This is a genomic window from Corallococcus exercitus (assembly GCF_042231735.1).
Classification (GTDB): domain Bacteria; phylum Myxococcota; class Myxococcia; order Myxococcales; family Myxococcaceae; genus Corallococcus; species Corallococcus exercitus_B.
Map to the genome: position 1 here is coordinate 5,312,490 of NZ_CP102577.1, position 20,489 is coordinate 5,332,978.

Genomic DNA, 20,489 nt, shown 5'->3' on the forward strand with positions numbered 1-20,489 from the left:
GGAGCGGACGGCATTTGCTCCTGGAGCGCGTGCCCTCGCGGACTCCCGGGGCGAGTAGCGCAAGGTCCTGCTGGAGACAGCCTGCGCGCAGCCCGTGAAGAGAATGACCGCGCAGCACAACTTCAGACTGTTGGCGGCCGACTCCCAGCCCGGCGCGCTCCAGGGCCTGGCACCGTCGTCACCTCGTCCAGGTGGCGCGTCGCCGTGGCTCGCTTTCGTGAGCCTCCTCGACTCGTGGGTGCGGTCGGAATTCCGTCCGGATGGGGCGTGGCGAACATGGGCACTGCAATTCCGCCCTCATCATCCGGCACCTCAATGTCCCAGATTTGGTTCCCCGCTTCCGCGAGAGCCTTCTGAACCTCCTTCACCGCGTCTTCCCCCGAGTAGGATGGCAACTGTGCCAGCCGCGCGCGAAAGAGGCCCTCCAGCTCCGACGCCGAGGCCAGGCGCTCCGAGGGTTCAGGCCGTAGCAACATGTGGAGGATGTCGCGCAGGGGCACTGACAGCCCTTGCGCCGCATGCTCCACGTCCACGGAACGGTAGGACATGGCGCACCGGATGATGTCCTCCGCGAAGGGCGGCAGCGTCAGCCCCAAGGAGGCCACGGACGCCGCCAGCACCTTCTCCCGTTCCTCCCGCGACAGGCGAGCCTCCACCCCGACCGCGAGCAGGTGGCCCGGGTCGTACAGGTGCCGGCCGGTGGCGAACTCCAGCAGCGTCAGTCCCAGGGAGAAGAGGTCAGCCCGCGCATCCACCGCGTCGCCCATCAGCGCCTCGGGCGCGGCGTAGAGGACTTCACCTTGGGGCCGGGGAAAAGACGTCGCCACGCGGCCCGTCAACCGGGAGAGGGCCACGCCGAAGTCCGTCATCCGCACTTCACCGCGCGGCCCCAAGCGGATGCGGCCCGGGTTGACGTCACGGTTGACGATGCCCAGCGGCGTGCCCGCTTCATCCGTGCGCGTGTGCGCGTAGTCCAGCGCCTTCGCGACCTCCACGCCCACATAGAGGACGAAGGACTCGGAGAAGTAGCGCCCGCGCGCCTGGGCCACCGACAGCAGCGTGTTGAGGGACAGGCCCTCCAGGTTCTCCATCACCACACACAGTCCATGCGTCATCTCGACAAGTCCATGGACGCGAGCGATGCGCGGATGCTGGAGGTAGCGCGCGAGCCGCACCTCCTCCTCCAACCGTGCCCGCGTGTGCTGGAAGCCTTCGGGCAGCTCTTCTCCTTGCGGCAGGGGAATGCACTTGAGGACCACGCAGTCGCCCAATCCCTGAGGCGTCCGGACGAAGGCGAGCAGGACGCGCTCCCCCAGCCGCCCCACTCCCAGGTCCCGGAAGAATTCGTAGGAGGTGTCCCCCTGCGTGAAGAGCACGACGCCGCTGGAGAGCGGCGGGTTGGATGGATGGGCCATGCGGATACCCCTTGCACCCGCGCGAGAGGAGTTCGCGCGAAGGAAGGTGCAAGGTAGGGCTCGCAGCCCCCGTGGGGAACGACGCGGCGGGTTCAACGTTCCCCGAAACCCCTCTCACTCCGGGTGAGAAGGACAGGGGCCTAATCGTAAACAGGCGTTACGTTCGGCAGGAGCGTCAACGCCAACGTTCGACTGCGAGGCCGGCCAAATTGCGGCGGGTCACGATCTCGCCCGGCTTGGATTCTTCTTCGAGAGTGGGCCACCCGGGTGCATCCGAATCCCCCAATTCGATGCAGACCGGCACCCTCTGGCCATTCGGAAGCCGGGCTTCGGTGTAGCGCGCCAGCAACCGGTCCTTGTTCCCCGTCCACAGGTAGCCGGAAAGCAGCGTGCCTTCGGGGAGTGCGGACACTTCGTCGGTATACACTTCGCCCGTTACGGGCCCCTCGCGGTAGACCCCAAAGTCCCCCATGCCCTTCTGACGCGTGTCCACCCAGAAGGGGACAGTGGTCTCCTTCCGCATCCCAAGACCGCCGTCCTTCTTCTTGTTGAACATCGCCTTGCGCGCGGCCTCGGGGCATTCCGCGGATTCAGGACGCACCTGGGCTCCCGGGCATCCCATCTGAAGGGCGGCGGCGGCGGTCAGGCCCGCGCACGTCTTGAGGAAGCCCCCCCACTCCGCCGGGGGCCACCCCTGGGAAACGGCCAGAGGCTTTGGCTTCCTGGAGGATTCGGGCGGCGATGAGAGGGGCGAGGGAGCGCGCTTCACGGGAGGACTTTCCTTCGGCTTGGGTGCGGACACGGGAGAGGCTACTTCAGGGGGCTTCGTGGCGGGCGCTAGAGGAGAAACAGGTTGCTTCGTCGCTGGGGCCTCCTGCCGTGCGGAGGAGGGGGTTACCGGCGCTCGCTGTGCAGCCGGAGGAGATTCCGAGGGCGTCGTGAAGCGCCAGAGCACGAGGCCGCCCAAGAGCACGGCGAGCCCCACCATGAAAGCCCCTCGCATGTTCGAGAGGCCACGCCGGGCAGCAGGGGCGGGCTCGTCCTGTGACGGCGCGGGGGGCAGCGCTTCGGGGGCGAGTTGAACGTGGGCCTTGGGGACGTGGAAGGGCTCCCTCCACGCGACTCCCACCTCGGGCAGCAGTGCCGCCAACTCGCGCTTCATCACCTCCGCCGTGGGGGCCCGCTTCTCCGGGTCCCGGGCAACAAAATGGAGGACGGCCGCACCCAGCGCCGCCGGCACCCGAGGGTTGAGCGAATGTGGCGCGGGCAATTCCAACCTGCCCCCCAGAAACATGGCCGGAGATTCACTCCAGGGGCGCGCAATCGTCAGCAAATCGTAGAGGCAGATGCCCAGCGCGTAGATGTCATCCGTGGCCTTGAACTCATAGCGCGCTTCGGACTCCTCGCCGTGCTCGCGCAGGAACTTCGTGGCTTCGGGGGAGCGGTAGCGCCGGGTGCCGGGCGGCAGGGGGGAGTCAGTCAATTCGGGCGCCTGCGCGTAACTGCCCACGCCGAAGTCCAACAGGAAGGGCTCGCCGTCGGAAGCGCGCACGAGGATGTTGCTCAACTTCAAGTCACGGTGGAAGACGCCCCGCGCGTGCACGTGGGCCAGAGCGGAAGCGAGCTTGACGAAGAGGGCTACCACCTCGTGCGCCGTGGGGTGCGTCTTCTCCATCCACTCGCCCAGCGTGTAGCCCTCCACGTAGTCCTCGACGACGTAGAGCCAGCCCCGGGTCGCGTCGTTCCATCGGCCGTGGGCGTATGTGCGCACGATGTTGGGATGGCCGCTCACCTGGGCCAGGCAGACCATCTCCCGCATCAGGCGCGCGTCCGACTGCTCCGCATCTCCACTGCTGGCGCGGTGCATGGCCATCTTCAGCGCGAAACGCTGGCCTTCCTTCTCCACGAGGTAGACGGCGCCGAAGGAGCCCGAACCCAGGGCCTTCACCACGCGCCAGCCATCCACCATCTGCCCGGGCTTCAAGCTGGCGGGAATGAAAAGCAGCATGGCCCGCGCTTCTAGAACATCAGGGAGGGGATGAGAAGGCGCCGCCCTCCCGTGCTGTCGCGCAGTTCCACCCGACGGTCACTGCCTTCGGGCCAGTCTTCGCCACGGAATTCCACCACGACCCGCGCCAGCCCTCCTGGGACGACGTGCGGCTCTCTCATCGTCACCGTGACGGCACTGGAACGGACTGGGGACAGCCGGGCCTCCGTGGGTGTCCAGGGCGCCAACCCTTCATTCGTGACGTCAAGCGAGAGCGCGACCCACCCTTTCCCTCGGAAGAGGGTGACACGCTCTGCCTTCAGCCCGTCAGTGAGCTTCATTGGCTGCAACGTGGGCTCTTTCGCCTGGACGCCGTCAGAGCCCATCGTCCCGGCCAAGATCATGCCCGAAGGCCCTGTGGCCGCGCTTCGTGCCCGAAGCGAAGCCAATTCGGCATCCTTGCCCGCACACGCGGCGCGCACCTCGTCCAGTTCAGCCTGTACCGCCTCGGCCGTGCGCGGCAACCGGGACACCTGGACCTGCACATCCACCTGCGTGGCGTTCGTGACGAGCGCAAACACGGCCCGTGCTGGTGACAGGCCGTCCGCGAATGGCACGGTCAGCAGGACGCGCTCGCCCGCTGTCACGTCGCTCGTGGGCCTGAGCATGACCAGCCGGTCATTGACCACGAACAGTTCCAAGCGGTCCTTGGCGTCCCCAAGCTTCACACCCGCGCGGTCCACAGAGGAGTCGAACTCCAGCGCGGTGAGGGAGCCCGAAGCAACGTGCAGTTCCACCGGATTGCCAGTTGCGGCCTGAGAGAGCGCCACGCGCCGCTGCACCAACTCATGCCCTCTTGAGGGCTCCTGAGCCGTGACGTTCGTGCCCAGCAGGAGAAGGGACAGCAGGAGCAACGGACGGGAAACCAGGAGCACCGGCGGGCGACCTCCGAGAAGACGGCGCCGACCGTAACAGGTGCCGTGGGGTCGCTGTGCCCGGGCTACGCGTTCGTGTGGCCCCAGGCGTTCTCGGACGGCCTTCCCCGGCCGTCCCCTCCGCGGGCCGTCTCCTCTACCCACGCGGTGACGGCCTCCACGATGTGCCCGGCGTCGATGCCGGCGGCGTCCAGCAGCTCCGCGGGCTTGCCGGAGCCGGGCATCTTCGTCACCGCGAGGCGCACCACGGCGGGCAGCGATTCGCGCTCGCCGGTGAAGGCCTCCAGCACCGCGTCCGCCAGGCCCCCTTCCGCCCAGTGGTCCTCCACCACCAGGAGCCGCCCTTGTGTCTCGCGCGCGGCCTTTCGCAGCGTCTTCGCGTCCACCGGCTTCACGGAGTACAGGTCGATGACGCGCACCGCGATGCCGTCCTGCTTCAGCAGCTCATGCGCCTTGAGCGCTTCGTGCAGCGTGATGCCGGCGCCCACCACCGTCGCCACGTCGTGGTCGGACTGACGCAGCACCTTGCTGCCGCCAATGGGGAAGGCCTCCGTCGCGGGGTAGAGCACCGGCGTCTTCTCGCGCGTGCTGCGCAGGTAGGTGATGCCCTGGCGCTCCACCACCTGCGCCAGCAGCTTCGCGGTCTGGTTGGCGTCGCTCGGGTAGAGCACCGTGCTGCCGCCCACCGCGCGCATCATCGCCAGGTCCTCCAGCGCCATCTGCGACGGCCCGTCCTCGCCAATGGACACGCCCGCGTGGCTTCCGCACAGGTGCACCGTGGCGTTGGAGATGGCCGCCATGCGGACCTGGTCGTACGCGCGTGAGAGGAAGGCCGCGAAGGTGCTCACGAAGACCTTCTTGCCCAGCACCCCCAGGCCCACCGCGCTGGACACCATGTTCTGCTCCGCGATGAACATCTCGAAGTAGCGCTTCGGGTGCGCCTTCTGGAACTCGTTCGCGTACGTGGAGTTGGACACCTCCGCGTCCAGCGCCACCACCTCCGGCCGCGCGTTGCCCAGCGCCAGCAGCGCGTCGCCGTACGCCTTGCGCGTGGCCTCCTTCTGGCCGACCTCGTACGTGGGCAGTTGGAGGGGCGCGGGCCTGTCCTCCACGGTGGCCTTCAGCGCCTCCGGCTTCTTCACCTGGATGCGGACGTGGCGCTCCCCGCCCAGCTCGCGGATGGCGTCCTGTGCCTTGTCCTCCGGCAGCGGCTTGCCGTGCCAGCCGTCCTGGTTCGCGATGAGCGAGGAGCCGTGCCCCTTCTGCGTCCGGCAGATGAGGCAGGTGGGCTGGCCCTTCTTCGCCTGCGCTTCGGCGAAGGCGCGGTCGAGGGCGCCCAGGTCGTGGCCGTCCAGGGTGACGGCGTTCCAGCCGAAGGCGCGGACGCGGGCCGCGTAGGCCTCCAGGTTCCAGCCCAGCTCCGTCTCCCGGCTCTGCCCCAGCCGGTTCACGTCAATGATGGCGCACAGGTTGTCGAGCCCGTAGTGGCTGGCCTTGTCGAACGCCTCCCACACGGAGCCCTCCGCCGTCTCGCTGTCGCCCATGAGCACGTACGTGCGGAAGGGCAGCCCGTCCAGGCGCGCGCCCAGCGCCATGCCCACGCCCACCGCAAGCCCCTGTCCCAGCGAGCCGGTGGCCACGTCCACGAGCGGCAGCACGTGCGGGTTCGGGTGGCCCTCCAGGCGGCTGCCGAACTTGCGCAGGGTGAGCAGCTCCGCGTCGTCGATGGCGCCCGCCGCCTTGAAGGCGGAGTAGAGGACCGGGCAGGCGTGCCCCTTGGAGAGCACGAAGCGGTCGTTGTTGGGGGCCCTGGGCTGCTGGAAGTCGAAGCGCAGGTACTTCTGGAAGAGCACGGCCAGGATGTCCGCCGCGGACAGGGACGAGCTGGGGTGGCCCGAGCCCGCGGCCGTGGTGCAGCGGATGCTGTCCACGCGCAGCTGCGCCGCGAGGTCCGCCAAGGTGTCCGCCATCGTTTCGCTCCGGGTTGGGGGGCCAAAGGGTGTGCCCCCGCTACTGTGTTGACTGCCCCGGCTTGCGAGAAGCGTTGCCCCCCGCTGGCCCTCGTCCCAGGCAGAATCCGCGAGTGCCTGCCCGCCCGGCCGGACCTGGGGGGCGGGGCATGCGCAACTTGAAGGAACGCCATCCGGGAGCCTCGTGCCCCCGCCGGGAGAACCCATGAATCCGCTGCGACAGCTCGCCGAGTTCGGCCAATCCGTCTGGGTGGACAACCTCCAGCGCAGCTACATCACGAAGGGCACGCTGAAGAAGTTCATCGACGAGGACGGGCTCAAGGGGCTCACCTCCAACCCCACCATCTTCCAGAAGGCCGTGTCCGGCAGCGACGACTACCAGGACCTCTTCGACGCGGCGAAGGGCAAGGGCGTCAGCGGCAACGACCTCTACGAGCAGCTGGCCGTGCGCGACGTGCAGGGCGCCGCGGACCTCCTCAAGACGGTCTACGACGCGACGAAGGGCCAGGACGGCTACGCGTCGCTGGAGGTGTCCCCCCGGCTGGCGCTGGACACGCAGGGCACGCTGGAGGAGGCGCGGCGGCTGTGGAAGACGCTCGCGCGGCCCAACGTGATGGTCAAGGTCCCGGGCACCGTGCCCGGCGTCCCGGCCTTCGAGCAGCTCACCGCCGAGGGCATCAACATCAACGTGACGCTGCTCTTCAGCCAGGAGCGCTACAAGGAGATCGCCGAGGCCTACGTCTCCGGCCTGGAGAAGTTCGCCGCGTCCGGCGGGGACGTGAGCCGCGTGGCGAGCGTGGCGTCGTTCTTCATCAGCCGCATCGACGCCATCGTGGACAAGGAGATTGAGAAGAAGCTGAAGGCGGGCGCCACGCCCGAGCAGCAGAAGGCGCTGGAGGGGCTGAGCGGCAAGGTGGCCATCGCCAACGCGAAGCTCGCCTACCGCACCTTCAAGGAGGTCTTCGGCGGCGCGCGCTGGAAGGCGCTCGCGGCGAAGGGCGCGAAGGTGCAGCGCGTGCTCTGGGCGAGCACCAGCACCAAGAGCCCGAAGCTGCGCGACGTGCTCTACGTGGAGGAGCTCATCGGCCGCGACACGGTGAATACCATGCCGCCCGCCACCATCGACGCGTTCCGGGACCACGGCAAGGTGCGCCCCAGCCTGGAGGAGGACCTGCCGGCGGCGGAGGCGACGATGCGCCAGCTGGAGGCGGCGGGCATCTCCATGAAGACGGTCACCGACGAGCTGGCCACGGACGGCATCCGCCTGTTCTCCGAGTCCTTCGACCAGCTGCTCTCCGCGGTGGGAGAGAAGCTGAAGAAGACCTAGCGCGGGAGGCCCGGCCCGGGAGGGAGCGGCGACACTCCCACCTCCTCCCAGTGCCCGTTGGAAGGCAATGCCTTGCACCCCACCCTTCCGGCCGCCTTGGACCGGAAGGAGCTGTGCATGCGTGTCAGGAATTGGGGTGCCCTGGTAGGGCTGGCGCTGGCGGGCTGCGGGGGCGTCCCGGAGCAGGAGGACGCGCGGCGGGTGGAGGCGCAGGCGTGTCCCCCCGGGGTGGCGTCACGGGTGCGCGTCGTCATTCCTCCCAGCGCGCCCCCGGGCAGCGAGGTGACGAACCTCACGGACGTGCAGGGCACGCTCTACTTCGCCACGCAGCTGCGCGACAGCAGCGCGGTGCTCTGGCGCAGCGACGGCACGGAGGCGGGCACCGTCCAGGTGAGGGCGTTCGCGGCGGAACCGCTGGGCTTCCCCCGGCTGTCGGACATGGTCGCGGTGGGCAACCGGGTCTTCTTCCTGCTCAACACCGTGGCCACCGGCACGGAGCTGTGGGTCAGTGACGGGACGGCGGCCGGGACGCGGCTCGTGGAGGACCTCACCCCGGGGGCGGCCGGCTCCGCGCTGCTCCACCTCACCGAGGTCAACGGCCGGCTCGTGTTCTTCCGGCTGACGACCGCGACGGCGACGGAGCCCTCGCGCACGGAGCTGTGGCGCTCGGATGGGACGGAGGCGGGGACGCTGCGGGTGCGCGACTTCGGCGCGGACTCGGGGCTGGACTTCAACACGCTGAAGGTCGGTGGCGCGCTGCTCTTCTTCCTCGCGCAGGACACGGGCACCACGCTGTGGCGCACCGACGGCATGCTGGCGGGGACCACCGCCGTCAAGCGGCTGGACGCGGGCCGCACCTTCATCCTCGACGTGGGCCGCGCGGGGGACCAGTGGCTATTCCTCTTGCTGGATGGCCCGAACTACGAGGTGTGGAGGACGAACGGCGCCGAGGCGGGCACCGCCCGGCTGGACGCGTTCGGCCAGTACACGCGGCTGCTCGGGGCGCTGGGAAGCAACGTCTACGTGTGGTCCGAGCAAGCGACCACGCGGCGGCTGAGAATTGACCGGCTCTCGCTGGCGGGCGGGGGCAAGGCGCTCGTCACCACCCTGCCCAATCCGTACGCGGACCAGGAGTTCGCGACGCCCTACGTGCAGATGTCGGCCGTGTCGGGCAACGCGCTCTACTTCTCCATGGCCATCAACAGCCCGGGCCCCTCTCCGCTGGACGTGTCGCTGTGGGTGACGAACGGCACGGCGGCGGGGACGCGCGACCTCTTCCGCCAGCTCAGCCGCAGCGACGAGTACCTCTCCCCCATCTTCGCCACCGGCACGGGCGTGGTCCTCTTCGCCGGTTCGCCCGAAGGCGGCGCCACCGAGCCCTGGTTCACCCGGGGGACCGTGGCGACGACGGGACAGCTGGCGGACATCCAGCCGGGGCCCGGAGGCTCGTCGCCCGTGGGGTTCACCCGCTCGGGCAGCCGCGTCTACTTCAGCGCGCTCGACGACACGCTGCGGCCCCAGCTCTGGTCCGTGCCGGCGTCCTTCTCCTGCCCGCCCGGGCCGGCTGCGGCGAGGTAGCGGCCTGACGCCACCGCCCACCGGTGGGTTCCCGGTGGACGGTGACACTCCACCCGGCTACCGGTAGGTGTCCAGGTAGGCGCGGTGGCTGTTGGAGAACTCGAAGTGGGTGAACTTGTCCCAGTTGATGGACCAGGTCATCAGCCCCTTGAAGCCGGGGTAGCCGCCGGCCTGGCGCAGCACGTAGGTGCCGCCGAAGGACTGGCCCTTCATCAGGTAGTCCAGCGCCTTCTGCACGTTGGCGGGCGTCGTGTAGCCCCCGCCCGCGGCCTGCGGCGAGGACGGCAAGCCGATGACCACCTGCTCCGGCCGGAGCGCGGGGAAGACGGCGCTCGCGTTGCCCCCCACCGGGAAGCCCTGGAGCAGCATCTCCGCCATGGCCACGTGGAAGTCCGGCGTGCCCTGCGCGTAGGCGCGGCCGTCCAGCCCCATCACGGTGCCGGTGTTGTAGTGCTGCACGTGCAGGTACGTGAGCCGGTCGCGCAGCGCGTGGATGACGGGGAGGTACGCGCCCCACGGGCCGCCGTAGGCCGCGTAGCCGCCCTGCACGTAGGCCGTCTCCGGCGCCATGGTCAGCAGGAAGCCTGACCCGTTGTCGTTGAGCAGCTGCCGGGTGCCGGCGATGAGGTTCTGGATGCGCGGCGTGGTGGGGTTGCGGAAGTCGGTGTCCCCGCCGTTGAGCGCCAGCGACGCGCCCTCCAGGTCCAGGTCCAGCCCGTCAAAGCCATACGTGCTGATGAGCCCCTGCATGCTGGTGACGAAGGCCTGCTTCGCCGCCGCGTCGTCCAGGTGGATGGTGCCGTTGGCGCCGCCCAGGGAGATGAGCACCTTGCGGCCCTGCGCCTTGAGCGCGGCGATGTCCGCCTTGAACTCCGCCACGGTGGCGTTGTACGGCGTGAAGCCCATGGTTCCCGACGGCGCGCCCACCACCGGCTCCGCGAAGGCGACCTGGATGACGTTGAACTTGGACGACACGTCGCGCAGCCGGATGTTGGTGGAGCCGTTGTCGAAGTTGTGCCAGTAGCCGACCAGCACCTTGCTTCCGGAGGGCGCCGTGTTGCCCGTCGTCACGGCGACGCTGTTGCTCGCGGAGGAGCGGTTGCCCGCCGCGTCGCGCGCCTTCGCGGTGAACGTGTAGGTGGTGTTGGCGGCGAGCCCCGTCACCGTGGCGCTCGTCGTGGTGCTGGTGGCCGCGGCGCTGGTGCCGTTGTTGACGAAGATCTCGTAGCCGGTGACGCCCACGTTGTCGCTGGACGCGTTGAACGCCAGGGACACGCTGGAGGCCGTCACGCCGGTGGAGCGCAGGGAGCCGGGCGCCGTGGGGGCCTGCGTGTCGAGCGGGGGGCGCGTGGGCGTGGTGGTGCTGAACGCCGCGCTGGCCGCGGAACGGTTGCCCGCCGCATCGCGCGCCTTCACGGTGAACGTGTAGGCGGTGTTCGCGGCGAGCCCCGTCACGGTGGCGCTCGTCGCGGTGGAGGTGGCCGAGGCGGAGGCGCCGTTGTTGACGAAGACCTCGTAGCCGGTGACGCCGACGTTGTCGGAGGACGCGCTCCAGCTCAGCGACACGCTCTCATACGTCTTGGAGGGGGACGTCAGTCCGGTGGGGGCGGTGGGGGCCTGGGTGTCCGCGGGCGGAGTGCCGGTGCGCTCCAGCCACAGGGCGAGCACGTTGGGCGGCTCCCAGCCTGGCAGGGACGTGTGGGACTGCCGGCAGTCGTAGCCCTTGCCGCCATAGGACGCGATGTCGCCCACGGCGTAGGCGACGCCTGGGGCCCAGGCCCCCCGGTCCGCGGCCAGGGCCAGGGTGGGCAGGAGCAGCAGGAGCGCGGCGAGAGCCGCGCGGGACGAGGAACGAGGGGGATGCATGCGGGGGAAAGCCTCCCGGGAAAAAGGGTCCGGGAGACACAGAGGGCGGGCCCTGGCAAAGCGGGTCAATCCGTCCGGAGAAATTCCCCGGCTTCCCCAGATGGTTGGACAGCGAACGGAGGACCTGGCGCAGGGGCTCGAAGTGCCGTGTCCACCGCCCCCCGAACTAAAGTCCCCGCCATGAAGTTCCTGGGTGAGTTGGACGAGGTCTCTCTTGGGCGGACGCAGCGGTGCAACCGCCGCCTCACGGATCCGAACCGGCTGCAGGCCATCCGGGACACCCGGCTGATGGACACGCCGCAGGAGGAGGCCTTTGATCGCCTCGCCCGCCTGGCGGCGCAGCTGCTCAACGTCCCGCTGACCATCATGTCCCTGGTGGACGCGGAGCGGCAGTTCTTCAAGGCGGACTTCGGGCTGCCCTCGCCGTTCCGGGAGACCCGGACGCTGCCCATCGACGCGTCGCTGTGCCGCTACACGCTCGAGGGGGACCCCATCATCTCCTCGAACGCGCCCGCGGACCCGTTCCTGAAGTTCCATCCCTCGACGGGGCCCTGGGGCATCGTCGCGCTCATCGTGCTCCCGTTGATCAACCCGGACGGGCACGTGCTGGGGACCTTCTGCTGCATCCAGCCCACGGTGCGCGAGTGGAGCTCGCAGGACCTGACGGTGATGAAGGAGCTGACGGCCTCCATCATGACGGAGGTCAACCTCCGCGATCAGATCCAGAAGCTGAAGACGGAGCAGAACCTCCGGGACACGTTCGTCGCGGCGCTCACCCACGACCTGCGCACGCCCCTGACCGCGGCGAAGATGAGCGCGCAGCTGCTGGGCAGGCGCCATGCGGACCTGCCGAACGTGCAGTCCTCCGTGTCCCGGGTGACGTCGAGCCTGGACCGCGCGGAGCGGATGATCCAGAACCTGCTGGACGCCAACCGCATCAAGGCCGGCAAGCGGGTGGGCCTGGAGCTGGGCGAGTGCGACCTCCACACGGTCGTGGCCCAGACGCTGGACGAGCTCGCGGCGGTCTATCCGGAGCGCTTCGTCCTGAGGGCACAGGGCGCGTTCAAGATGCGGGCGGATCCGCTCGCGCTGCGCCGCATCGTGGAGAACCTGGCCTCCAACGCGGCGAAGTACGGCGCGCCGGGCACCCCCATTGAAGTCCAGCTCGACCGGAGCGGGAGCCAGGTGATGCTCCAGGTGCGCAACCAGGGCACCCCCATCGCCGCGAGCGAGCTGCAGACCATCTTCGAGCCCTTCCACCGCACCCGCTCCGCCACGGAGAGCGCGGAGAAGGGCTGGGGGCTGGGCCTGCCCCTGGTGAGGGGACTCGCGGAGGCGCACGGAGGGAAGGCCTCCGTGACGAGCCGCGCCGAGGACGGGACGTGCTTCACCGTCACCCTTCCGCTCGAAGCCGCGTCACACCAGCGCTTGTCGGCCTGAAGGGGCGGAGCATGCCCGTGCCCGCCCATGCGAGGATTCCATGGGCATCGACGAAGCCGTCGAGGGGGCCCTCGACCACGCCATCGAGAGCCTGGAAGGACTCGCGCGCTGAAAGCCCCTGTCCTGTGTTGTGAACAGGGGCTGTTCACGGGACAGGACAGTCAGCTCGCCGAACCGCAGTGGCTGTTCCGGTAGTCGCCGGTGAAGGCGCCCAGGCTGGGCTTCTTCTTCGACAGGTTCCACAGCGCCTTGCCGAAGTCCGTCAGGTTGGTGGGCGTGGTCCAGTGGTCCACCGCGTGGAACTGGCCGGAGGTGGTGAGGAAGAAGGTGTCATCCCAGTTCGGGTTCGCGTGCCACCCGATGATGCCCACCCCGTAGGTGGGCGCGTTGTTGAAGGCCACCATGCTGCCCGCCTTCAGCCGGGGCACGTCCGCGTCCGTCTTGTTCCAGCCCGTCTCCCCCACGATGAGCGCCAGGTTCTTGGACTGCACCGACTTCACGTACGCCACGAACTCCGCCGTGTGCACGTTGCTGCCGCCGGCCTCCGCCCACGCGTTGTAGACGTGGATGGAGAAGAGCGTGTTGCACTTGCCGTCCGCCAGTCGCGGCCCGTACGTGGGGATGAGGTTGCCGGGCACGCCCCAGCGGTTCCACTCCTGTCCCGCCACGCCGCCGTCGATGACGACGACGTTCTCCGCGCCCGTGTTGCGCACCGCCGCGCGCAGCGTCCCCAGCACGCTCAGGTAGTCCGTCACGGCCTCGCCCCAGATGGGCTCGTTGAGGAGGTTGAACCAGACGTAGGTGTTGTTCTTGTACTTCTGGGCGAGCGCGGCCCAGGCGTCCCGTGTCTGGGCCAGCTTCGTGGCGTCCGTCTTCCCGCCGCTCCAGACCTTGTCGTGGAACTCGAGCATCACGACGATCTTCTTCGCCGTGAACGCCTGCACGATGCGGTCGATCTTGTCGAAGTTCGGCTTCGACTTGTCTCCGGACACCAGGCCGAAGGTGTTGTACTCCGGGTGCGCCAGCTGCGCGCCGTTGATGCGCACGAGGTTCCAGCCCCACTTCGCGGCGGCGTCCGCGCGGTTCTCCGTGTCGCGCTGGAAGAAGTCCCAGCCGTCCAGGTTGGCGCCCACCGGATAGAACTTGTTGCCGCTGGGGCCCACGATGTCCTTGCCCACGATGTAGAAGCGGCCCGTGGGGTTGGGCGTCGCGGTGGCGGCCTGCTCCACGTCGGCGGCCTCCAGCACGGGCGTTTCCAGTTCGGGAGCGTCCTGCTCGGGCCCGCCGCACGCGGTGAGGCCACAGGCCAGGAGGAGCGACCACTTCAGGGGGCGGAGCATGTGTCTGCCTTTCGGGGGTGAGGGGGTGCCTCGGGGGGTCGTCACGGCACAAGGCAGGTTCCGTGCCATGCGCGGCTGTTAAGGTCCGCGCCCATGCCGCAGGGCCCGAGCCTCGATGACTTCGTCCTCCTCAAGCGCCTGGCGCTGGGCGCCATGTCGGAGGTGTTCCTCGCGGAGGTGAAGGGTGGCGTGGGGCCGGACCGGCTGGTGGCGCTCAAGCGGATGCGCCCGGAAGTGGCCGGTGATGACGCATGGGTGCGGCAGTTCCTGGACGAGGCCCACCTCTCCACCCTGCTCCACCACCCGGCGCTCGCGAGGCTGCGGGCCTTCGGGCAGCAGGACGGGCTGCTGTTCCTCGTGTTCGAGTACGTGCACGGCCTCACGCTGGCGCAGCTCCTGGACGCGCGCCGCGCCGCCGGGCTGGGCCCCCTGCCGTGGCCCCACGCGGTGCGCATCGCGCTGACCGTGGCGGAGTGCCTGGCCTACCTGCATCCGTTGCGCGGACGTGACGGACAGCCGCTGGGCCTCATCCACCGCGACCTCCATCCCGGCAACGTGATGCTCTCCGACACCGGAGCGGTGAAGCTGCTGGACCTGGGCATCGCGCGCCGGGTGGGAAGGCTCACCGAAACCCAGCCCGGACAGGTGAAGGCCCGGCTGGAATACGCCGCGCCGGAGCAGCTCCGCGCCGAGCCGCTGGATGCGCTGACGGACGTGCATGGTCTGGCATTGACGCTCCATGAGCTGCTCACGGGCGTGCCGCCGCTGCGACGGGACACGCCGGCCGCCACGATGGACGCGGTGTTGACGGACGTACCGCGCAAGCCGGGCGGGGTGCCCGCAGGGCTCCAGAAGGCAGTGACGGCGGCGTTGTCCAAGACGCCGTCGAAGCGCCCTTCCCTGCTGGAGCTACGGACGGCGTTGGATCAATCGCTGCGCTCCGGGGCACCGCTGGTGGGCCAACCGGAGCTCGCGGAGCTGGTGGCGCCGTTCCTGCCCGGCGCCGGACGGCTGCCCTGGGAGCCGGACCGCTCAGGCGAGGCCGCCACCGCCACGCTCACCGGAAGGTCCACGCGCACGAAGGGCTGAATCCTCCCGGCGCGGGTCAGCCCCCCGTCACGATGGCAGCATCGGTCCTACCGCGCGGATCATCGCTGCCGAGCGTCCCGCGTCGCCGGTCCTTCCGTCAGGTCCACATACCGGAGGGCTGATGCTTCCCTGAGCGGGGGGCTATCCGTCACGGTGCGGCGCCAGTCCTGCCGCGCGGAGTATCGCTGCCAGACAGCCCCCAGGCACTGGCCCATCAAGGCGTGACACATCGCGGAAGGCTCGCCTCCTCCGTGCGTACCGACGGAGTGAAGCGCATGTCCGGCGTTGGCCCTTCAAGGCCTGGCACATCGCGGAGAGAGCGCCCGCCTCCTCCGCTCCCTCCGCGTGGTGGACGGCGTCAGCCTCCGGCCTTCAGCCCGTAGCGGTGGAGCAGGCCGTGGACGTGGCTGCGCGCCAGGCCCGCCGTGCGCGCGACCTCGGAGATGTTGTTGTCGCACTTCGCGAGCAGCGCGGTGAGGTACTCGCGCGTGAAGGCCTCCACCATGTGCTCCTTGGCCTCCTTGAAGGTGAGCGCGCTCAGGTCCTTCGTCGCGGTGACGGCGCTCACCGGCTTCGCGTCCGGCAGCTCCACGTCCCCGGCAGCGAGGACGCGGTGCACGAAGTTGCGCAGCTCGCGCACGTTGCCCGGCCAGTCGTAGCCCACCAGCCGCTGCACCAGCGCGTCCGTCAGCGGGAAGTCCGGATGGCCCGCCTGCTCGAAGACGTGCCGCGCCAGCAGGGGGATGTCCTCGGCCCGTTCCCTCAAGGCGGGAACGCGCACCGGCACCACCGCCAGCCGGTAGTAGAGGTCCGCGCGGAAGCGGCCCGCCGCGACCTCCGCCTTCAGGTCACGGTGCGTGGCGGCCACCACGCGCACGTCCACGTCGCGAGCGGCGTTGTCCCCCACGCGGCGCACCGTGCCTGACTCCAGCACGCGGAGCAGCTTCGGCTGGAGCTCCAGCGGCAGCTCGCCCACCTCATCCAGGAACACCGTGCCGCCGTGCGCGTTCACGAGCTGTCCCTGGCGGTCCGCGTGCGCCCCGGTGAAGGCCCCCTTCGCGTGGCCGAACAGCTCGCTCTCGATGAGCGACGGCACCACCGCGCCGCAGTCCACGATGACGAACGGCTTCGCCGCGCGAGGCGAGGCCTGATGCAGCGCCTCCGCGAGCAGCTCCTTGCCGGTGCCCGTCTCGCCCAGCAGCAGCACGGAGAAGGCGGAGCGCGCGGTGCGCTCCAGCACGCCGAAGAGGCGCTGCATGGCGGCGCTCTGTCCCAGCGCGCGGCCAAAGGACGTGCGGGGCGCGGGAGTTCCAGCCTCGTCGCTGGCCTCTGGAAGCACGAGCAGCGTCGTCTTGCCCAGCGTGAAGCGGGCCTCGCTCGCGACCGTCACCTCGTGGACACGCACGCCCAGGGACCACGTGCCGTTGCGCGAGCCCACGTCGCGCACCCGCACGCCCTCCGGCCGGGCCTGAAGCTCCAGGTGCACGCGCGACACCGTCGGGTCGCTCAGCTTGAGGCCCCCTTCGACCTGGGTGCCCACGAGCAGCGTGCCTTCGAGGAGGACGTCCCGGCGTGCGTCGGGGCCTGTCTCCACCACCACCCGGAAGCGGGGGCCATGGGGTTCAGGTCGCCCCTCCGCCAGGGCACCAGGGGAGAGCGGCTCGGTGGAGGAAGCACCCATGGGTTATGGCAACATAGGGCCGCCCATGGCGCTCCACAAGCAACCCTCACCGTGCGCCACCTGTGGGCTGCCCCTTCCCTTCGCGGGCGCGCCTTGCGTGGAGTGCACCGTCATCACGCAGCACGCGGGCGAGGCCGGATGGACCGCGCGAACGTCGACGCGTCCACCGCTCAAGACGGGCGATCTGCTGGAGGGCAAGTGGCGGCTGGAGGAACTGCTGGGCGCGGGCGGCATGGGCCAGGTGTACCGGGCGCTGGACGTGGCGCTCGAGCGGACCGTGGCCATCAAGCTGCTGCACGAAGCGCTGTCTGAAGACCCGGAGAGCGTGGCGCGCTTCGAGCGGGAAGCGCGCGCGATGGCGAGGCTGGAGCATCCGCACATCACGCCCATCCACGCGGTGGGACAGGAGCGCGGCCGGCCCTTCATCGTGATGAAGCACCTGGAGGGGATGTCACTCGCCCGTTACCTGAAGTCGGTGCCGGGACCGCTGCCCGTGCCGGAGGTGCTCGCGCTGGCGCGGCAGGTGTGCGCGGGCTTGGACTTCATCCACCAGCGTGGGTGCGTGCACCGCGACATCAAGCCCGGCAACATCTTCCTGTCACCCGGAGGGCGCGCGACGCTGCTCGACTTCGGCATCCTCTGGGAGCACCGGGGAGACGAGGCCACCCGCAGCGGCCTGCGGCTGGGCACGCCCAGCTACATGGCACCGGAGCAGGCGCGCGGTGAGCCCGTGGACGGGCGCGCGGACCTGTATTCGCTGGGCCTGGTGTTGCTGGAGATGCTGACGGGCCTGCCGCCGTCGAGCACCTGCCGGCTGCTGGGCGAAGGCCCCCGGCACGCGGCGCAGGCGCTCCGTGAGCAGGCCCCCTGGTTGTCATTGCCGCTGGCGGAGGTGCTCGTGAAGGCCACCGCGATGGCTCCGGAGCAACGCCACGCGGGGGCGCTCACGTTGATGGCGGCGATGGAGGAAGCGGCGCGCGCAACCGTGGAGCAACCAGCGGCCGTTGTCCCCGCGCGGCCACCCGAAGTGCGAGGAAAGCGCTGGCGTTCGCTCCTCCTGACGGCGCTCGGTGGAGCGGGCGTGGGTGCGCTGTTGTTCGGGATGCTGGCGCTCCGGCAGGAGCTCACCGGTGTATCCGGTGCAGTGACCGCATCCGACCCCAAGCCAACCGCGCCCGTGGGCGCCGCCGCGGACACCGGGCCCGAGGACTCCTCCGCCCTCGACGGCACCGCCGCCCGAAAAGCTGCTGACACAACGCCCACACCCGAGCTGCGCACCGGGTCCAACACCTCGACGGGAAGCACATCCGGTATTGAGCAGGAGACGGGCAGCACAACAGGCCTTGCCGGGCCTGCCACGAAGACATCGCTCCGCCGGAACAGGAGCCAGACACGGTCGTTGACGGCCAGCGCGAAGCAATCCTCCGCACAGGCGCAGGCTCGCGGCGAACTGCGTGTGGTGACGGTGCACGACGGCAAGACGGTCTGGGCCGACGTCAGCGTGGACGGCAAGCACCTGGGTGCGACGCCTCTGGCCGTCGACCTCCCCGGAGGACGGCACTCCGTCCGCGTGACGCGCGACGGCTTCCAGACGGAGCAGCGGCAGGTGGACGTCGCCCCGGGCATCAAGGCCGTGGTCCGCATCGAGCTTCGTCCATGAGCACGCCCCAGGTAGTGATGTCCTTGCTGCTCGCCGCCGCGGGCCCCTTCGCGGAGAACCGCGACCTGGAGGCCGCGCTTCAATCCCTCTCCGAAGCGGACTTCGAGGCCGCGCTCGTCCACGTCGAAGCAGGGCTCCGGCAGGCCCGCGACGAAGCGCACGTCGCGCAGCTGCGCCTCGTGCAGGGCGAGGTCTACGCGGCGCTCCGTCAGTACGCCCAGATGGAGACCGCTTTCGCGCGGGCGCTCGAAGCCAACCCGGACGCCCGTCTGGATCCGGAGCGCGTGCAGCCCACCGTGGTCGCCCTCTTCGAGAGCCTGCGCGGTCGCCTCCAGGGCACGCTGTCCATCGACGTCGACCCCTCCGGAGCGGAGCTATGGCTCGATGGACGAGGGTTGGGACAGGCGCCCTGGCAGGGTCCGGTCCCCATCGGGACCCATACGCTGGAGGTTGGACCCAGCCTTACGCCCATCCAGGTCAAGGTCCGCCCAGGCCAGACGGAGCAGGTGCGCGTCGTCCTTCCGGCGGCTCCCACCGCGCAGCCTTCCTTCTTTTCCGCGCTCGCATTCAGCGCGCAACTGCGGGCCGCCTTCGGGCTGTCCCCGACATCCGGGGCCGGCCTGGAAGCCGGTGCACGACTCTCCGGGACGTATGTCTTTGGCGAACTCAACGCCACGGCTGGAAGCCGTTTCGGTGCCGCCCTCCGCCTGGGCGCCCAGGTCCCGCGACTCATGGGCCCCGTGACCCTCTCGCTCTCCCTGGATGGCTATGCCGTGGGAGGCCCCGTGCTGTTCGGCGGCGGCCTGTCCGCAGGCGCGAGCCTCCCCCTCTCCACGAAGCTCGACGTCTTCGCGGAACTGAGCGGACGCTGGCTGCCGTCGAGCACCGACCACCAAAGCACGCACCTGCTAGGCGTCACCGGACTGCGCTTCACACCCAGCGGCCAGGCAGGTCGCTAGGAGTCCGTTGATACGCCCAGCGCGGAAAGCATGGCTGGGGAGTATCCGTTCACGAAGGAGGTGGCCCCAGAGAATGGGTCATGAAGCGCCAGAGGCGCCGAGCCCATCGGCCCAAGAAGCCCCGGGTGCCGAGAAGCGAGCCGCCTTCCTTGTGTACCGTCACACGGGTTTGTCCGCGGGAACCCGTGGCGGGAGGATCGGGCTGGAGCGGCTCCTCCGGAGACGAAGCGTCCCACTCCCTGGCGCGCGCCTCCTCGGGCTCGCTTGGGGTGAGCCCTGAGGCGGTTGGCGCGAGGCGGCCGAGGTCCCGCTCCTCGACGCAGGGATGTTGCGCAAGCGCCTCACCGCGCTCACTGGCTGCGGCGGGGTCGCCGAGGAAGCACTGTTGGGCGTGCGGAGCTTCGGAGGACACATGCTCCTGGGGAGCGGGAGCGAAGCGGTCGAGCACCCCTTCATCGCACGTCTTCATCAACGCCGGCAGCTGGTGCTGGAGCGCCCGCGCGTCGCGCTCTCCCAGGGCGTGCATCGCGCACCAGGCCCACTGGCGCACCGACTCGCCACCCATGAAGGACAAAAGCCGGGCCGCGTTGCCTCGCAAGGCCCGCTGTAGCGATTGAATGAGGAGCAGATGCCCTGGACGGTCCGCCGCCTGGGCCGCCAGTCGCAGCAACTCGAATTCCAACTGCGCGCACCGCGCCCCGGGCTCCCATTTCGCCACGTCACTGAGCCTGAAGCAGGCGCCAGCCAATTGGTCCAAGACTGCCTCGGAGGCTTTCGCGCAGCAGTCGACCAGCAGATCCACCAGCACCTGCCGCTTGAGGCTGAAGAAGCCCTCCAGGAGCCGCCGGCACTCCTCGGAGCGCTCGTCATGCAGCGCCAGGCCCAGGTTCTCCAGTGTCAGTGATTCGTCCAGCGCCACCACACGCGTGATGCGCCCGGGGCGCTGCACCACCAGCCCCCGCGCCGCCAGCCGTCGCAGTGCCTCGCGGATGGTGCCCCGGCACACTCCATAGATGCGCGCCAGCACCTGCTCCGAGCCCAGCTGCCCGTTCCTCGGCAGCCTTCCCAGAAAGATATCGCGCTCCAGCTGCTCCTCTACGTACGCCACGAGCCCCACCTGCACCATCACCGTCGCCCTCCTTGCCCCAGCCTCGCCCATCCAACCAGACGGGTCTGACATGGACGCGAGGCCCACCGTCCTCTCCAACCGCCGGGCCGGCGTGCCCTTCGGCCCGGGCGGTG

The 20,489-nt window shown here is 69.8% G+C and carries 14 protein-coding genes; 6 read left to right on the forward strand and 8 right to left on the reverse strand.

Annotation, left to right across the window (positions count from 1 at the left end; genetic code table 11):
* Positions 1 to 122: 122 nt before the first annotated feature.
* From NR792_RS20730 to NR792_RS20745, 4 genes are all read right to left on the reverse strand, one after another.
* Complete coding sequence (locus tag NR792_RS20730; protein WP_375754398.1) at positions 123 to 1,415, reverse strand: serine/threonine protein kinase; 1,293 nt, start codon at positions 1,413 to 1,415, stop codon at positions 123 to 125.
* Positions 1,416 to 1,590: 175 nt separating this feature from the next.
* Complete coding sequence (locus NR792_RS20735; protein WP_375754399.1) at positions 1,591 to 3,423, reverse strand: serine/threonine protein kinase; 1,833 nt, start codon at positions 3,421 to 3,423, stop codon at positions 1,591 to 1,593.
* An 11-nt stretch (positions 3,424 to 3,434) separates the two neighbouring features.
* Positions 3,435 to 4,337, reverse strand: a complete 903-nt coding sequence (locus NR792_RS20740) for a DUF2381 family protein (protein ID WP_375754400.1) — start codon at positions 4,335 to 4,337, stop codon at positions 3,435 to 3,437.
* Positions 4,338 to 4,402: 65 nt separating this feature from the next.
* Entirely contained in the window at positions 4,403 to 6,307 is a 1,905-nt protein-coding gene (locus tag NR792_RS20745; protein ID WP_375754401.1) for a transketolase, read from the reverse strand.
* Between the two features lie 205 nt (positions 6,308 to 6,512).
* On the opposite strand from NR792_RS20745, the gene tal reads away from it, so the two are divergent.
* Positions 6,513 to 7,634: a transaldolase gene (gene tal, locus NR792_RS20750; RefSeq protein ID WP_375754402.1), complete on the forward strand. Its 1,122-nt coding sequence runs from the start codon at positions 6,513 to 6,515 to the stop codon at positions 7,632 to 7,634.
* Between the two features lie 117 nt (positions 7,635 to 7,751).
* Positions 7,752 to 9,212 (forward strand): hypothetical protein, encoded by a 1,461-nt coding sequence (locus tag NR792_RS20755; protein WP_375754403.1) that lies wholly within the window; start codon positions 7,752 to 7,754, stop codon positions 9,210 to 9,212.
* Between the two features lie 57 nt (positions 9,213 to 9,269).
* Here NR792_RS20755 and NR792_RS20760 read toward each other — a convergent pair whose 3' ends face one another.
* Entirely contained in the window at positions 9,270 to 11,078 is a 1,809-nt protein-coding gene (locus NR792_RS20760) for a fibronectin type III domain-containing protein (RefSeq protein WP_375754404.1), read from the reverse strand.
* A gap of 180 nt (positions 11,079 to 11,258) precedes the next feature.
* On the opposite strand from NR792_RS20760, the gene NR792_RS20765 reads away from it, so the two are divergent.
* The gene (locus NR792_RS20765) at positions 11,259 to 12,518 is read left to right on the forward strand and encodes an ATP-binding protein (RefSeq protein ID WP_375754405.1); all 1,260 of its coding nucleotides are present in this window, start codon (positions 11,259 to 11,261) and stop codon (positions 12,516 to 12,518) included.
* 161 nt (positions 12,519 to 12,679) lie between these two features.
* On the opposite strand, the gene NR792_RS20770 is transcribed toward NR792_RS20765, so the two are convergent.
* Positions 12,680 to 13,858, reverse strand: a complete 1,179-nt coding sequence (locus tag NR792_RS20770) for a glycoside hydrolase family 5 protein (RefSeq protein WP_375754406.1) — start codon at positions 13,856 to 13,858, stop codon at positions 12,680 to 12,682.
* A gap of 93 nt (positions 13,859 to 13,951) precedes the next feature.
* Between NR792_RS20770 and NR792_RS20775 the strand changes: the two genes are divergently transcribed.
* Positions 13,952 to 14,947, forward strand: coding sequence for a serine/threonine-protein kinase (locus tag NR792_RS20775; RefSeq protein ID WP_375754407.1), 996 nt, complete (start codon positions 13,952 to 13,954; stop codon positions 14,945 to 14,947).
* Positions 14,948 to 15,305: 358 nt separating this feature from the next.
* Here the strand turns inward: NR792_RS20775 and NR792_RS20780 are convergent, their stop codons facing one another.
* Positions 15,306 to 16,628, reverse strand: a complete 1,323-nt coding sequence (locus tag NR792_RS20780; RefSeq protein WP_375754408.1) for a sigma 54-interacting transcriptional regulator — start codon at positions 16,626 to 16,628, stop codon at positions 15,306 to 15,308.
* Here NR792_RS20780 and NR792_RS20785 point away from each other — a divergent pair.
* The gene (locus NR792_RS20785) at positions 16,627 to 18,288 is read left to right on the forward strand and encodes a serine/threonine-protein kinase (RefSeq protein WP_375754409.1); all 1,662 of its coding nucleotides are present in this window, start codon (positions 16,627 to 16,629) and stop codon (positions 18,286 to 18,288) included. The two genes, NR792_RS20780 and NR792_RS20785, sit on opposite strands and share 2 nt — an antisense overlap.
* Positions 18,285 to 19,247, forward strand: coding sequence for a PEGA domain-containing protein (locus NR792_RS20790; RefSeq protein ID WP_375754410.1), 963 nt, complete (start codon positions 18,285 to 18,287; stop codon positions 19,245 to 19,247). The genes NR792_RS20785 and NR792_RS20790 overlap by 4 nt, the downstream gene beginning before the upstream one ends.
* Before the next feature lie 49 nt (positions 19,248 to 19,296).
* Here the strand turns inward: NR792_RS20790 and NR792_RS20795 are convergent, their stop codons facing one another.
* A complete protein-coding gene (locus NR792_RS20795; RefSeq protein ID WP_375761655.1) occupies positions 19,297 to 20,373 on the reverse strand; it encodes a FadR/GntR family transcriptional regulator in 1,077 nt (358 codons plus the stop codon).
* Between the last annotated feature and the right edge of the window lie 116 nt (positions 20,374 to 20,489).